Origin of the sequence: Phocaeicola plebeius, from assembly GCF_003437535.1 — a bacterium.
GTDB lineage: Bacteria > Bacteroidota > Bacteroidia > Bacteroidales > Bacteroidaceae > Phocaeicola > Phocaeicola plebeius_A.
On sequence record NZ_QSQT01000025.1, the window covers coordinates 1 to 16,410 of the forward strand.

A 16,410-nucleotide genomic window follows, 5' to 3' on the forward strand; every position below is an offset into this window, starting at 1 on the left:
AACCTAATCTATTGCTAAATAGATATTTATTACACCGCCTTATGGGCGCACTTTGGGGACCATATGATGGTTGGAAAACTGAAAATCCAAAACCAAGTACCCCTTGGGATACAGGTTTTAATTTAGCACATTCTATGACACCAAGTTTGGCTAATCCTTATTTATTTATTTACAAAGGTGAAAAACTTCCTCGTCAGAATTCTGTAAAGGATAAAGATGGAAATTCTCATCCTGGAGGATTAGTGTTTAAAATAGGAGTACAAAGTGCAGGATGTTATACATTTGGTTCAACAGCAGAAGCTTTAAGAGGCTCATATGATGGTTGTCTTGATCTTACCGAGGCTGATTTAGGAAAACAGCAAACTGTTGTTCAAGGACAAGAAAATAATAGGTATGCGTTCTTTAGTATTCCTACATCAGTAAATTATGTGGAACTTGATATTGAAAATTTGACGGTAATTTTTGATGCAAAATAATTAAATTAGCAATATACAAAAGCCGTATCAAACTTGTCTTTTGAGATTTAAGTTTAGATATGGCTTTTGTTTTAAAAATAAAAGTATGAATGTAAAGATAATAGTATGGTTAATATTGTTGGCCATGTGTAGCATGAGTCAAATTTATGCAAAAATAAAAAACGATACTACGGTGGTCGTTCAGCCTGATGTCAATCGTATCTTGCGCAATCCTTTATCAGGATGGGTTATTTATGCTTCAATGAGCAAGGATGCATCAGAATTTTGGAACGAATATGATCATATGTATGTACCTGATTTAAAAAAAGAAGTAAAACTTTCAGATTATGCCCATACATTATATATTCGTGCCAGTTGGACTGATTTTAATCCTAATGATGGTGAATATGGATGGATTACTAATTCTAATTTGAAAGCTTATATAGATGGGGCTTATAAAAGAAATATGCGTTTAGCTTTCCGCATTGTAGTAGATAGTCGTGATAAAGCTTCTGAGTTTACGCCTCAGTTTGTGAGAAATGCAGGAGCTAAAGGATTTATTGGTAGAGGTAAATGGTCTCCATATCCGGATGATCCTATTTTCCAGAAATACTATACAAAGTTTGTAAAAGCTTTGGGAAAAGAATTTAATGACCCTAAAAAAATGGAATTTATAGATGGTTTCGGATTAGGTAAATGGGGGGAATATCATACATTGTTATATTCTACAGGTGATGAAAATCCAAAGAAAGCAGTTTTCGATTGGGTAACTAATTTATATTCAAATACATTTGATAAAGTGCCAGTTATTATTAATTATCATCGTTGGATTGGTACTGGAAAAGATTGGGTTGATGATGAACATTATGATATTGATAGTGAATCAATGTTGGAAGAAGCAATTGCAAAAGGTTACTCTTTACGTCATGACGCATTTGGAATGACAACATATTATGGAAGTTGGGAGCGTAAATTTGCAGAAAAATATCGTTATGTCCGTCCTATAATAATGGAAGGAGGGTGGATTGTGAAAGCTCATCATAGCTTTTGGAAAGATCCTCGCGGTTATAAAAATCCTAGAGATGTGCGTCAAGGAGAATATGATGACAGTAAGGAAGCTCATGTTAATATGATGGATTTACGTTTTGGTGGAGAGACATCTTCCTGGATTAATGATGCGTTTGATTTAGTTCAGCAATTTTTAAAAGAAGGTGGGTATCGTTTATATCCAAGTTCGGTTTCATTACCACTAATAGTGAATTCTGATAGATATGTGAAAATTGAACATGTTTGGCAAAATGTTGGGTGGGGATACTGCCCTACAAACATTCCTCAATGGAATCAAAAATATAAAGTAGCTTTTGCTTTATTAGATTTGAAGGATAATGTAAAATATTCTTTTGTAGACAATAGTACTGATTTATCCAAGTGGATAAAAGAACTGCCTGTAAAATATGAATTTACTCCTGATTTGTCAAAAGTAAAGAAAGGTAATTATGTTTGGGCTGTAGGATTAATAGATAAGACAAATGATAATAAAATAGGTTTGGAACTCTCTGTTGATGAAGGGGTTCTTGTTAATGGATGGTTGAAATTGAACAATGTTGAATTTAAATAATAATATTATGAAATCTGATGTACAATTTTTTAGAATAGTAGCTAGTTCGTTTGTAGGTGGCGTATTTTTGACTCTATGTTTGGTTGGATGTGGAAAAAGTGATGTGGTATCATCATCAGAAGATGAACCAAATATAGATATAGAAGGCAATGAATTGGTTGAAATTGAACCTGATAGATCTTTAATATTACATAATCCTTTTACAGAGTGGGTCACTTATGCAAGTATTGGAGATGGAGCTTCAACAACATACTGGAGTGATTATGATAATATGCACACATCAGAAGGTAGTGTTGTAAAGGTATCAGACTATTCAAATACTTTATATTTACGTGGTGCCTGGGCTGATTTTAATCCTGAAGATGGGGTTTATGCTTGGGAGGATGAATGTACAACTCAAGCTTCAAAACGTTTAAAGGGGTTTATGGAAGAGGCTGAAAAAAGAGGTATGAAGTTGGCTTTTACGTTTGTTGTAGATAGTAGGGATAAACATGATAATTTTACGCCAGCGTTTGTTAAAGATGCGGGTGCAAAAGGATATGAAACTGTTACAGGGTCAGCTACAGTGTGGTCACCTTATCCAGATGATCCTATATTCCAAAAATATTATGAAAAATTTATCTATGCTTTAGGAGAAAGGTTTGATGATCCAGATAAAGTTCAATTTATCAGTGGTACTGGTTTAGGTAAATGGGGTGAATATCATACTGTATGGTATTATGGAACAAAAGTTGAAGGTAAAGAAGAATTGCCAATTCGTGAGTCTGTTTTTGATTGGGCTACATCTTTATATGCTGATGCATTTAAAAGAGTTCCATTATTAATTAATTTTCATCGCTGGATTGGTACTGGTAGAGATTGGGTAAATGAAAGTACATACGATGAAGATACTGAACGTCTGATAGGAAAAGCTGTAGAAAAGGGATATTCTTTAAGACATGATGCTTTTGGCATGCATCCTTATTACGGAAATTGGGAACGTGAATTTGCACAAAAATGGTTTTATAAACGCCCAATAATTATGGAAGGAGGATGGGTCGTTGGAACTCATAGGTATTGGACTGATTCTGAAGGAAAATACAGAGAAGGACATCCTGAAGATGTTCGTAATGGTGAGTTCAAAGATGCACAGGAAGCTCATGTTAATATGATGGATTTTCGTATAGGGAACGAGACAGAAACATGGTTTGGTAAGAGCTTTGATTTAGTAAAACGTTTCGTACAAGAAGGAGGCTATCGTTTATATCCAAGTAAAGTGTCTTTACCAACGACAATGGAAAATAATACTTCTGTTACTTTAGTACATTATTGGAAGAATATTGGATGGGGGTATTGTCCAACAAATATGCCACAGTGGAAGAATAAATATAAAGTAGCTTTTGCTTTATTAGATACAAAAACGGAGAATGTTAAATTTATGTTTGTTGATGATAAACCAGAAGCGTGTGATTGGATTTTAGGTAACGAAAAGGAATATATATTTAATACAAAAATAGAAAATATACCTACTGGAAATTATACATGGGCAATTGGTATTATTGATATGGAGAAAGAAGATCCTACAATTGGTATTAAACTTTCTGTATCTAAGAATGTGACATCTAAAGGATGGTTAAAATTAAGGGATGTTATAGTTAAATAGTATGTTACGGTATATTCTTTGTTTTTGGGTTGGATTTTATTTTCAATTAGCTTATTCAAATCCAATTTTACTTGAAGCTGAAAGTTTCAGCGAAAAAGGAGGATGGAAAGTTGATCAGCAGTTTATGGATCAGATGGGGTCTCCATATTTGCTGGCACATGGAATGGGAGTGCCCGTTGAGGATGCTAAGACAAAATTAAATTTCCGGGAAAAGGGAACTTATCATGTATATGTACGTACGTATAACTGGACATCTCCGTGGTATAAAGGAAAGGGACCGGGATGCTTTAAGATACAGGTAGCCGGTAAAACATTGCCTACAGTGTTGGGATGTGAAGGCGAAAAATGGACATGGCAGTATGCCGGAAAAGTTAATGTAAAAAGTGGTGAAGCAACTGTGGTACTGAAAGACATGACAGGTTTTGACGGACGTATTGATGCCGTTTTCTTTACTACACAGAAAGATCTTGTTCCACCTATGGAAGGAAATGAATTGGCAGATTTTAGAAAAAAAATGCTTGGTTTGCCTGCGTTTCCTAAAGAAACTTCTTCGTATGATCTGGTAGTTGTAGGTGGAGGAATTGCCGGAATGTGTGCGGTTGTTACAGCTGCACGTATGGGGTGCAAAGTCGCTTTGGTTAATGATCGTCCGGTTTTAGGCGGGAACAACAGTGCTGAGGTTCGTGTACATCTTGGTGGGTATGCAGAGATTGGACCTAATGAAGGATTGGGCAGAATGTTACGTGAGTTTGGTCATTCTAAAAGAGGAAATGCACAGCCGGCAGAGTATTATGAAGATGATAAAAAGAAGAATTTTATAGAAGCTGAGAAGAACGTTACGTTATATGCCAACTATAGGGCTGTGTCTGTACAGATGAATGGTACTGGGATTTCTTCTGTTGTAATCAAACATATAGAGACAGGGGAAGAAATTTGTTTAAAGGCCGCTTTGTTTTCAGACTGTACTGGAGACGGTACTATCGGTTATTTAGCTGGAGCTGATTTCCGCATGGGCAGGGAATCAAGAAGTGAATTCGGAGAATCATTGGCTCCTGAAAAGGCTGACAGTCTGACTATGGGTGCTTCAATACAGTGGTATTCAAAGGATAATGGTAAAAAAACGGTTTTCCCTAAATTCAAATACGGAATGGAGTTTAACGAGAATAATTGTGAGAAAGTAAAGATGGGTGAGTGGACTTGGGAAACAGGTATGAATAAAAACCAGATAGATGAAGCTGAACTTATAAGGGATTATGGCTTGTTGGTAGTTTATTCAAACTGGAGTTTCTTGAAGAATGAATGGAAAGAAAAGGAAAAATATCGCAATTTGTCTCTTGATTGGGTAGCTTATATAGCCGGAAAACGTGAATCACGCCGTCTTATGGGTGATTATATCTTGAAACAGGATGATATAGACAAGGGAGTGTTCCATGAGGATGCTTCATTTACAACTACCTGGAGTATAGACTTGCATTTCCCTGACCCTAAGAACTCGGAACTTTTCCCGGAACAGGAGTTCAAGGCTGCTACGAAGCATCTGTTTATTCATCCTTATGCAGTACCTTATCGCTGTCTGTATTCGCGTAATGTGAACAATTTATTTATGGCCGGACGTAATATCAGTACTACTCATGTAGGTTTGGGAACAGTTCGTGTAATGCGTACAACAGGTATGATGGGTGAAGTTGTAGGTATGGCGGCTGCATTGTGTCGTCAATATGGCGTTTTACCACGCGAAATCTATCAGCATCACTTACAGGAGTTGAAGAAAATGATGAAGGAAGGGGCAGGAGTTAAATCGGAACTGCCAGATAATCAACGTTTCAATTTACCAAACAAATTATTGGAAAAGCCAAGTGCATTAGAATAAAATTCATAGGTATTAAATAAATATAGAATATCGTTATTTATAAATATTAATATTGTTATATAATGAAACGAAAAAAATGCATAGTTTTTGTCGCTTTATTTTGCGGCTTTTTACATAATAATGTACTTGTTTATGCTTCTTCTGAAAATTGTTATGGTTTGTTAAAAAATGATACTCTATATATAGGAAACCAATGTGTTGAAAGAACTTTCCTTTGGAACGGTGGAAACCTGAAAACACTCAGATTGGAGAATAAACTGTCCGGATGGTGTGAAAATACTTATTCCAATCAGCCTGATTTGATTATTACCCGTAATACTGATGCGGCCAGCAATGGAAAACTTTCTACTGAATGGGTTAAGGAGACTATAATCAATCCGGCTTTTCTGAAAGTGACGGTTTCTTTCTCGTTAGGTGAGTTGGATGTGCAACGTGTGTACAGGGTTTATGATAATTGTCCGGTCATTGGGTGTGATACTTATCTGCGTGGAACTGTAAACAGCGTTTTCGGTGAAAAGCAAGGAAACGTTGCGGATAATAAGAATATTGAATCTACTAAAGATATGAAATCGTCTCAGGTGACCGCAATTCTTGATCGATTTGCATTCAAAGGACAGCATTGGCATACAAAGACAGTTGAGTTTACTGATGTGACAGACTGGAATAATAATTTAGTATGGACAAGAGACTTTATTCCTTATAGGAAATTATCATATCGTGGAAATATATTGTTTGCTGAAAACGGCGAGAGTAAATCGGGATTTTTTGTTTTGAAAGAAGCTCCTTGTTCGGGAGTTCAATTGGCATATAAAGGTGCTGATTTTATTGCGGAATTCGGCCATTTTATGGTAACAGGTATTGGAATAACAGAAAAAGATATTTCACCTGAAAAATGGACACGTACATACAGTTGTGTTTTAGGCGTTTATGACGGTACTGAATTGGATGCCTTGAAGGTGTTAAGGAAATATCAGAAGAATGTAAGGGTTTTGACGAAAGGACGTGATGAGATGGTGATGATGAATACATGGGGGGACAGAAGCCAGGACACCAAGGTGAACGAAGAGTTTTGTTTGTCAGAGATAGAAAAGGCTGCTCGTTTAGGCTTTACGCATTTTCAAATAGATGACGGATGGCAGGTTGGGAAAAGTCCTAATTCAGCTTTGGCAAAAGGTTCTTTCAAGAATATATGGGACAACCCTGATTATTGGAAACCGGACCCTAAAAAATATCCTCACGGATTAAAACCGATAGTTGAAAAGGGACGTAAGTTTGGAGTAGAAATTTGTTTGTGGTTTAATCCGAGTGTACAGAATGATTTTGCCGAATGGGAAAAAGATGCACAGGCCATAACCGAATTATACCGGAAATACGGGATAAGAGTTTTTAAAATTGACGGTGTGAATATTCCCACAAAGAGAGCAGAGGAAAATCTCCGGTGTTTGTTTGAGAAAGTATGGGAGGATACCAATCATGCTGTTGTATTCAATTTGGATGTTACAGCCGGAAGAAGAGGAGGATATCATTTATTTAATGAATACGGAAATATTTTCCTGGAAAACCGTTACACGGATTGGGGCAATTATTATCCGTATTGGACTTTGAGAAATTTATGGATGCTATCCAAATATGTTCCAACCGAAAAACTACAGATAGAATTCCTGAATAAATGGAGAAATTCTGATAAGTATGGTGATGATATATTTGCACCTTCTCATTATTCTTTTGATTATCTGTTTGCAATTTCTATGGCAGGACAGCCTTTGGCTTGGATGGAAGCAGCAAATCTTCCTGAAGAAGCCTATGGATTGAGTAGTCTTGTAGAGGCATATAAGGATATCAGTTATGATTTTCATTCCGGAATAATCCTACCAGTTGGTGAAGAACCTTCCGGAACGTCATGGACAGGATTTCAATCGTTGAAGGGAAATGGTGAGGGGTATTTTCTTTTATTTCGTGAGAATAATGAGGACAATATAGGTAAAATAGAAACATGGTTAAAAGAGGGCGAACATATTGAATGCACTCTTGTATTAGGGGATGGCAAAACACAAGATTCTCTTGTGAAACATAATGGCGTTTTAGAAATAGAACTGCCTAAAAAAAACTCTTTTGTAATGTATAAATATAAAATAAGGAAATAATATGATTAGTAAATTACGTGATGTATGGCTGTTTGTCTTATTGAGTCTGTTTATGACAGCTTTCGGACAGCCTGCGGAAAGAATGGTAAATATAAAGGTTGTTCCAAACCATGATTCTTGGGTATATAAAATAGGAGAAAAGGCTAAGGTTAAGATTATGGTGTTTGTGAACGGCTCTCTTTTGGATAAAACAGAAATAAGTTATTCTATTTCACCAGACATGATGCCTCCAATAGCCGAGGGAAAGAAAATCTTAAAGTCCGGTGAAACAGAATTGGAATTAGGTACTATGAAAACTTCAGGCTTCTTGCGTTGTAAGGTACAGGCCGAAGTTGAAGGACGTAAGTATGAAGGCATGGCTACTGTTGGGTTTGAACCTGAAAAAATAACTCCAACTGTAAATTATCCTGAAGACTTTTGGGAGTTCTGGGAGAAGGCTAAGATGGAAGCATCAAAAGAACCAATGAATCCGAAAATGACATTAATGCCTGAAAGGTGTACATCTAAAGTTAATGTATATCATGTAAGTTTCGGTAATTATTCTTATGCTTCAAGAATTTATGGAATATTGTGTATCCCAAAGGCGCAAGGCAGATATCCGGCGGTATTGAAACTTCCTGGGGCTGGCGTAAGGGCATATCTTGGAGAAGTAGAAAGGGCTGAAAAAGGAGTTATAATTTTGGAGATTGGGATACATGGTATTCCGGTAAATATGGAAGGTCCGGTATATACAAATCTTTATATGGGTGCTCTGAGAAATTATCATTCTTTTAATCTTGACGACAGAGACAGATATTATTATAAACGTGTCTATATGGGGTGTGTGAGAGCTATTGATTTCTTGTATTCATTGCCTGAATTTGATGGAGAGAATTTGGGAACATTCGGGGGAAGTCAAGGAGGTGCTTTGTCTATAATTACAGCAGCCTTGGATAATCGGGTCAAAGGACTTGTGTCTTATTATCCGGCATTGTGTGATATGGTCGGATATTTACATGGAAGAGCAGGGGGATGGCCTCATTTCCTGAAAGATGAAAAGAACCGTACTTCGGCACGAATATACACCGCAAGTTATTATGATGTGGTGAATTTTGCTCGTCAGATAAAAGTCCCAGGATTCTATACCTTTGGATATAATGATACAACTTGTCCTCCTACTTCAGTATATTCTGCGTACAACATTATAAAAGCTCCAAAAACATTGGTTTTAGCGCAAAATACGGGACATTATGCGTATCCTGAACAGACAAGTAAAGCATGGAAGTGGATGATGGATTTGTTGAAAGTAAATAATAAATGATATGGGAATGAAGAAAATATTCTTTAGCTTGTTTTTCATTACTTTTTCTATTTGCTTGGGAGCTTCAGAACAAGCTATGATAAATGTCTATGGGAGAGATTTCCATTTATTGAATGGAAAATGGAATGTCATAGTGGATTTATATGATCAGGGACGTCGTATGGAAGTTTATAAAAATAGAGTTCCTCAAACTAAAGAAGAATTTTATGAATATTCATTTGAAAACGGGATTAGGTTGAATGTGCCTGGAGACTGGAATTCACAATCATCAGAACTAAAATATTATGAAGGTACAGTTTGGTATGGACGTCATTTTGTGGCAAACCTTTCTCCTGATAAGAGACAGTTCTTGTATTTTGGTGCAGTAAGTTATCGATGTCGTGTCTATTTGAATGGAAAAGAAGTTGCTTCTCATGAGGGAGGATTTACTCCATTTCAGGTGGAGGTTACAGATGTATTATTAGAAGGTGATAATTTTTTGGTTGTGGAAGTGAACAATACCCGTTCGGTTGATGCTATTCCAGCGATGGCGTTTGATTGGTGGAATTACGGAGGAATAACACGTGACGTTATGCTGGTGACTACTCCACGTTTGTTTATCCGTGATTATTTTGTACGATTGGATAGTGTGCAAAAAGATTTGATACATGCTACTGTTACTTTATCTGCAAAAGGAGTTCGTGACGTACGGATTGAAATCCCAGAATTGAATATTGAACGTACACTCCAGACAAATGAGGAAGGTGTAGGTCGGGCCTCGTTAAAAGTACGCAAATTGGAATTATGGGAACCTGAAAAGGCACGACTATATAAGGTTGTGATAACTTCTGAAGAAAATAAAATAGAGGAAGAAATAGGATTTAGACAGATAACTGTGAATGGAACGAGTATTTTGGTTAATGGAAATCCTGTTTTTATGCGTAGTGTATCTTTTCATGAAGAGATACCACAACGTATGGGAAGAGCTTTCTCAGAGGCTGATGCTTCAATGCTTTTGAATGAGGCTAAGGCTTTGGGGGTAAATATGATTCGGTTGGCACATTATCCGCAAAATGAGTATATAGTACGAATGGCTGAAAAGATGGGGATTATCTTATGGCAGGAGATTCCTATTTGGCAGGGAATAGATTTTGAGGACAGAGGTACTTTGGATAAGGCTCGGACCATGCTTAGAGAGATGATAAATAGGGATAAGAATCGCTGTGCGGTATGTTTTTGGGGTGTGGCGAATGAAACTAAACCTTCAGATGCTAGAAACGCGTTTTTGTTATCATTACTGAAAATGGGGCGTTCGATGGATTGCAGTAGGCTTTATGTGGCGGCATTTGACCTTGTTTATTTCAATAAGAATACCCGTCATTTCGAGATGGATGACCCTTTTACAGCAAATCTAGACGTGGTGGCTGTGAATAAATATATGGGATGGTATCATCCGTGGCCTCTAAGCCCTGAAGAAGCAGTATGGGATGTTGTTCCAGACAAGCCGCTTATTATTTCGGAATTTGGTGGAGAAGCCTTGTATGGTCAACATGGAGATGAAGAAGTGGCTTCTTCATGGAGTGAAGAATATCAGGCTAAGTTGTATAAAGATAATATTGAGATGTTTAATCATATTCCGAATCTTTGTGGAGTTTCTCCATGGATATTGTTTGATTTTCGTTCTCCTTTCCGTTTTCATCCGACTAATCAGAGTGGATGGAATAGAAAAGGATTGCTTTCCGATCAGGGATTACGTAAAAAGGCATGGTACATCATGCATGATTATTATCAAAAGAAAAAATATATTAAATGATGAAAAGTATAAAAGTTTTATTAAGTACCGTTTTATGCTTTTGCATATTATTGGTAGAGAATGGTTATTCAAAAAATATTACAGAAAATTCTAAGATAATTAAGATTCTTTCAATAGGGAACAGTTTTTCACAAGATGCGGTAGAGCAGTATCTGCATGAATTGGGAGAGGCAGAAGGTTATGAACTTGTAATAGGAAACCTTTTTATTGGTGGCTGCTCTTTAGAACGTCATGTAGACAATATTAGGAAAGACGCGGCTGCGTATGATTATCGTAAAATTGGGCTTGATGGTAAGAAAGTTCATTATTGTAATATGAGTATTTCTAGGGCATTGGCCGATGAAAAATGGGATTACGTGAGTTTGCAACAGGCTAGTCCTTTCTCAGGAATGTACGAAACGTATGAAACATATCTTCCAGAATTGTATGAATATGTCAAGGAAAGGATAGATAAGCGTTGTAAGATTGTTTTTCATCAGACTTGGGCTTATGCTAAAGATTGCAGGAATACTGGGTTCAAGAAATATGATAACAATCAGATAACAATGTATAAAGCTATTGTGGAAACGGTAAAGAAAGCCGATAAGCTTGTGGATTTTTATCGGATAATTCCTTCCGGAACAGCTATACAAAATGCCCGTACCTCTTTTATAGGAGATCATTTGAATCGTGACGGATATCATTTGGATGTAAATGTCGGACGTTATATTGCTGCATGTACTTGGTTTGAAGTATTGACCGGAAAGAATGTAATAGGCAATAAGTTTGTACCTGAAAATGTTTCTGATGAGTATCGTGATATAGCACAACGGGCAGCACACGAAGCTGTCTGCCATCCTGATAAAATCACAGATCTGTCTTATATAAAAGATAGCTCGTTATATAAAAATCCTTCTATTCCTGTTGATATAAGAGTGAATGATTTATTATCGCGTATGACGTTAGAAGAGAAGATATATCAACTAAATCAATATACATTGGGAAGGAATAATAATGTAAACAATATTGGAGAGGCTGTAAAGAACATTCCTGCAGAGATTGGTTCACTGATTTATTTTGAAACGACCTCGGATTTGAGAAATTCAGTACAAAAAAAGGCTGTAAAAGAGTCTCGCTTGGGAATTCCTATTTTGTTTGGTTATGATGTAATTCATGGGTTCCGTACCATTTATCCAATTTCGCTTGGACAGGCTGCCTCTTGGAATCCAGAACTCGTAGAGGATGCATGTGGGGTAGCGGCTCAGGAAGCGTTTACATCTGGAGTAAACTGGACATTCTCTCCCATGGTGGATGTAGCACGTGATGGACGCTGGGGAAGAGTCTCTGAAGGTTATGGAGAAGACCCTTATGTGAATGGAGTTTTCGCGGCAGCCTCAGTAAGAGGGTATCAGGGAGATACATTGTCTGCTAAAAACAAAGTAGCAGCTTGTTTAAAGCATTATGTAGGTTATGGGGCTTCTGAAGCTGGGCGTGATTATGTTCCAACAGAAATTTCAAAACAGACTCTTTGGGATACTTATTTGCCTCCTTTTGAGGTAGGCATAAAAGCTGGTGCTGCAACTGTGATGAGTGCGTTTAATAATATTAGTGGAATTCCTGCATCAGCCAACTATTATACTTTGACAGAAATTTTAAAGAAACGTTGGAAACATCGTGGATTTGTGGTGTCAGACTGGGATGCAGTAAAACAGTTGATTACACAAGGACTTGCGGCAAATGAAAAAGAAGCTGCATGGTATGCTTTTTCTGCTGGACTAGAGATGGATATGACAGACAATTGTTATCAAAAACATTTGGGTAAACTGGTAAAGGAAGGAAAAGTCTCTATGGAGGCAATTGATGATGCTGTTGGGAGAATATTACGGTTGAAATTTGAGTTAGGGCTGTTCGAAAATCCATATACCGAGATATTGCCGGATGACAAGCGTTTCTTATTGCCGTCAAGTTTGAATGTGGCTGAACAGCTTGCTCAAGAGTCGATGGTACTATTGAAGAATGATAAAGGTGTACTCCCTTTGAAAAAAGAACAGAAGATTGCTTTTATTGGACCAATGGCTAATAATCGTTTGCATCTGTTGGGCTCATGGTCTGCACATGGAGATGAGAAAGATGTGATATCTATCCTTGATGGCGTGAAGAAAGAAAAAGGATTTCTAGCAAAGAATATATTGTTTGCCGAGGGATGTGGCTTCGATGGTAATGAACAGAGAGGTTTTGCTGAAGCTATTAGAGTCGCGGAACAGGCAGATATAATAATAGCTTGTTTGGGTGAAAAGAAAACTTGGAGTGGAGAAAATGCATCCCGTTCTGTTATAGCACTTCCACGGATACAAGAGGAGTTGCTTGAGAACTTGAAAAAAACGGGAAAACCATTGGTCGTATTACTTTCAAGCGGACGTCCTTTGGATTTGTCACGTATAGAGCCTTTGGCTGATGCTATGTTGGAAATATGGCAACCAGGTATTACGGCTGGAATTGCTGTTGCAGGTATTCTTTCCGGCAGATATAACCCATCAGGGAAATTACCTATAACTTTCCCCTATACAACAGGTCAAATTCCTATTTATTATAATCATCGTAAAAGTGGAAGAACACATCAAGGTAAATATCAGAATATTACAAGCGAACCATTATATTCATTCGGACATGGATTAAGCTATACTAAATTTGAATATGGAACTTTGAAGTTGTCGTCTAGTAAAATACGACGTGGAGATACATTGAGGGCAGAAATCGAAGTGAAAAATGTGGGGAATTATGATGGGAAAGAGACCCTGTTATGGTTTGTTGCTGATCCTTTTTCTTCGATAACTCGTCCGGTAAAGGAGTTGAAATATTTTGAGAAAAAAGAAATCCCTGCGGGGGAAAGTAGAATCTTTACGTTCGATATAAATCTGGAACGAGATTTAGGATTTGTGAATGAAGATGGGAAACGTTTGCTGGAGAATGGTATCTTCTATATTATGGTCAAAGATCAAAAAGTAAAGATTGAATTAATTGATTAAATTGTGAGTATGAGGTTAAAATGGATGGCCATGATATTGGCCTGTGCTAATTGGATATTTGGGTATGCTCAGCGTACTGAATGTTTATTGGAAGAGCACTGGAAGTTTATAAAAGAAGATGTCGTTGGAGCTCAGTTGGTTACGTATGATGATACAAAATGGGAGACAGTTTCCGTCCCTCATGATTGGGCTATTTATGGTCCGTTTGATAGAAACAATGATTTGCAAAATGTGACTGTCGTACAGAATCTGGAAAAAAAAACTTCGTTAAAAACCGGACGTACCGGAGGGCTGCCTTATGTGGGAACCGGCTGGTATCGGACTACATTCAAGGCTCCCCAAGGAAAGCATACCACCTTGGTCTTCGACGGGGCAATGAGCGAAGCACGTGTATATGTCAATGGAAAAGAAGTCTGCTTCTGGCCTTACGGTTACAACTCATTTTATTGTGATGTGACCGATGTGGTCCATGCGGACGGTAAGGAAAACATGCTGGCCGTAAGACTGGAGAACAAGCCCCAGTCTTCACGCTGGTATCCGGGAGCCGGACTGTACCGGAACGTGCACGTGTTATCCACCGAAAAGATACATGTGCCTGTCTGGGGTACGCAGATTACGACTCCCCACGTAGGCAAGGATTTTGCCTCTGTATGCCTGCGCACTCAGATTGAAGGAGCCGGCACAAAAGAACTGACCGTAGTTACGGACATTCTTTCCCCGGAAGGGAAAGTGGTCGCATCCAAGGAAAATAAAGGCCACATCAACCACGGACAGCCTTTCACACAAAATTTCCTTGTAGCGAATCCGTCCTTATGGTCGCCTGAATCTCCGGCATTGTATCAGGCCGTATCCAAAATCTATTGTGAAGGGAAACTGACGGATACCTATACAACCCGCTTCGGCATCCGTTCCATCGAGTTTGTGGCCGATAAAGGTTTTTACCTGAACGGACAGCACCGGAAGTTTCAAGGGGTATGCAACCATCATGACCTGGGCCCCTTGGGAGCTGCAGTCAACAAATCAGCTCTCCGCCACCAGCTTTCACTCCTGAAGGATATGGGCTGCGACGCTATCCGGACTGCCCATAACATGCCTGCTCCGGAACTGGTGGAACTGTGCGATGAAATGGGTTTCATGATGATGATTGAACCTTTTGACGAATGGGATATAGCCAAATGTAAAAACGGCTATCACCGCTATTTCCAAGAATGGGCCGAAAAAGACATGGTCAATATGCTCCGGCACTACCGCAACCATCCCAGCGTGATTATGTGGAGCATCGGTAACGAAGTGCCCACCCAATGTAGCCCTGAAGGGTATCGGGTGGCTAAGTTCCTGCAGGATATATGCCACAGAGAAGATCCTACCCGGCCGGTCACCTGCGGAATGGACCAGGTGAGCTGTGTTTTAGATAATGGATTTGCTGCAATGATTGATATTCCTGGGTTGAATTATCGTACTTCTCGTTATGAGGAAGCATATCAGCGTTTGCCGCAAAATCTTATTTTGGGATCTGAAACGTCTTCCACTGTGAGTTCGAGAGGAGTATATAAATTACCCGTACAAAAGGGATTTAGTGTACTTTATGATGATCATCAATGTTCTTCTTATGATTTGGAAGCTTGTGTATGGTCTAATATCCCCGATATTGACCTGGCACTGGCAGAAGACCACGACTGGACACTGGGACAATTTGTTTGGACTGGTTTTGATTATTTAGGAGAACCTAGTCCGTATGATAAAGATTCATGGCCCAACCACAGTTCCATGTTCGGCATCATCGACCTGGCTTCCATTCCCAAAGACCGCTATTATCTGTATCGCAGTGTATGGAACAAAAAAGCGGAGACCTTACATATTCTTCCCCATTGGAACTGGGAAGGGCATGAAGGAACCGAAGTGCCTGTGTTTGTATATACCAGCTATCCTTCCGCTGAGTTATTCATAAACGGAAAAAGTTTCGGCAAACAAACCAAACACGGAGAAACTCCGGAGAACCGTTTCCGCTTGATGTGGCCTCATGCCATCTATGAACCCGGAGAAGTCAAAGTGGTCGCTTACAATCAAGCCGGAGAGCCCGTAGCAGAAAAAATGATACATACGGCAGGAAGACCTCATCATATAGAATTGTCTACAAAGCGAGAGTCTTTGGTGTCGGACGGGAAAGATTTGGCTTATGTGACTCTTAAAATAGTTGATAAGGATGGTCGTTTATGTCCGCAGGATGGGCGACTCGTGTATTTTCAAGTAGATGGTGAAGGACGATTTCGTGCAGCCGCTAATGGAGATCCTACTTGTTTGGATTTATTCCATTTACCCCAGATGCATGTTTTTAATGGAATGTTGACATTAATAGTGCAGTCTGGCAAAAAGGAAGGATATATTAAGGTGAAAGCTACATCTCCAGGCATTAATGCTGGGATGTTGCAATTAAAGGTTAAATGACGAAGTGAAATGTTTTAGATTGATCAAAAAAGTTTATTTATTCCTTAATCTATGTTATAAAACATGTGTAAACGTGCACAATACTTGCATAATTCCAGAAAGTCTGTACCTTTGCATCGTGTTTTTCATAGTATTAGAT

The 16,410-nt window shown here is 38.3% G+C and carries 8 protein-coding genes and 2 pseudogenes; all 10 read left to right on the plus strand.

Annotated elements, in window-relative coordinates; translation table 11 throughout:
* Positions 1-476 (plus strand): annotated as a pseudogene (locus DXD04_RS12495) (hypothetical protein); the annotation flags it as partial.
* Positions 477-600: 124 nt separating this feature from the next.
* Positions 601-2,073: a DUF4832 domain-containing protein gene (locus tag DXD04_RS12500; RefSeq protein WP_259299555.1), complete on the plus strand. Its 1,473-nt coding sequence runs from the start codon at positions 601-603 to the stop codon at positions 2,071-2,073.
* Between the two features lie 7 nt (positions 2,074-2,080).
* A complete protein-coding gene (locus tag DXD04_RS12505) occupies positions 2,081-3,715 on the plus strand; it encodes a DUF4832 domain-containing protein (RefSeq protein ID WP_117673638.1) in 1,635 nt (544 codons plus the stop codon).
* Between the two features lies 1 nt (position 3,716).
* Positions 3,717-5,585: an FAD-dependent oxidoreductase gene (locus DXD04_RS12510; RefSeq protein WP_117673611.1), complete on the plus strand. Its 1,869-nt coding sequence runs from the start codon at positions 3,717-3,719 to the stop codon at positions 5,583-5,585.
* A gap of 62 nt (positions 5,586-5,647) precedes the next feature.
* On the plus strand, positions 5,648-7,729 hold the full coding sequence (locus DXD04_RS12515; RefSeq protein ID WP_117673612.1) for an alpha-galactosidase: 2,082 nt from the start codon (positions 5,648-5,650) through the stop codon (positions 7,727-7,729).
* A gap of 1 nt (position 7,730) precedes the next feature.
* The gene (locus DXD04_RS12520; protein WP_117673613.1) at positions 7,731-9,029 is read left to right on the plus strand and encodes an acetylxylan esterase; all 1,299 of its coding nucleotides are present in this window, start codon (positions 7,731-7,733) and stop codon (positions 9,027-9,029) included.
* 1 nt (position 9,030) lies between these two features.
* On the plus strand, positions 9,031-10,821 hold the full coding sequence (locus DXD04_RS12525; protein ID WP_117673614.1) for a glycoside hydrolase family 2 protein: 1,791 nt from the start codon (positions 9,031-9,033) through the stop codon (positions 10,819-10,821).
* A pseudogene (locus DXD04_RS16955) lies at positions 10,821-11,636 on the plus strand (DUF4886 domain-containing protein); the annotation flags it as partial. The gene DXD04_RS12525 and the pseudogene DXD04_RS16955, both read left to right, overlap by 1 nt.
* 30 nt (positions 11,637-11,666) lie before the next feature.
* Positions 11,667-13,826, plus strand: a complete 2,160-nt coding sequence (locus DXD04_RS12530) for a glycoside hydrolase family 3 N-terminal domain-containing protein (RefSeq protein ID WP_259299556.1) — start codon at positions 11,667-11,669, stop codon at positions 13,824-13,826.
* A 9-nt stretch (positions 13,827-13,835) separates the two neighbouring features.
* On the plus strand, positions 13,836-16,271 hold the full coding sequence (locus DXD04_RS12535) for a glycoside hydrolase family 2 TIM barrel-domain containing protein (RefSeq protein ID WP_117673616.1): 2,436 nt from the start codon (positions 13,836-13,838) through the stop codon (positions 16,269-16,271).
* Positions 16,272-16,410: the final 139 nt, after the last annotated feature.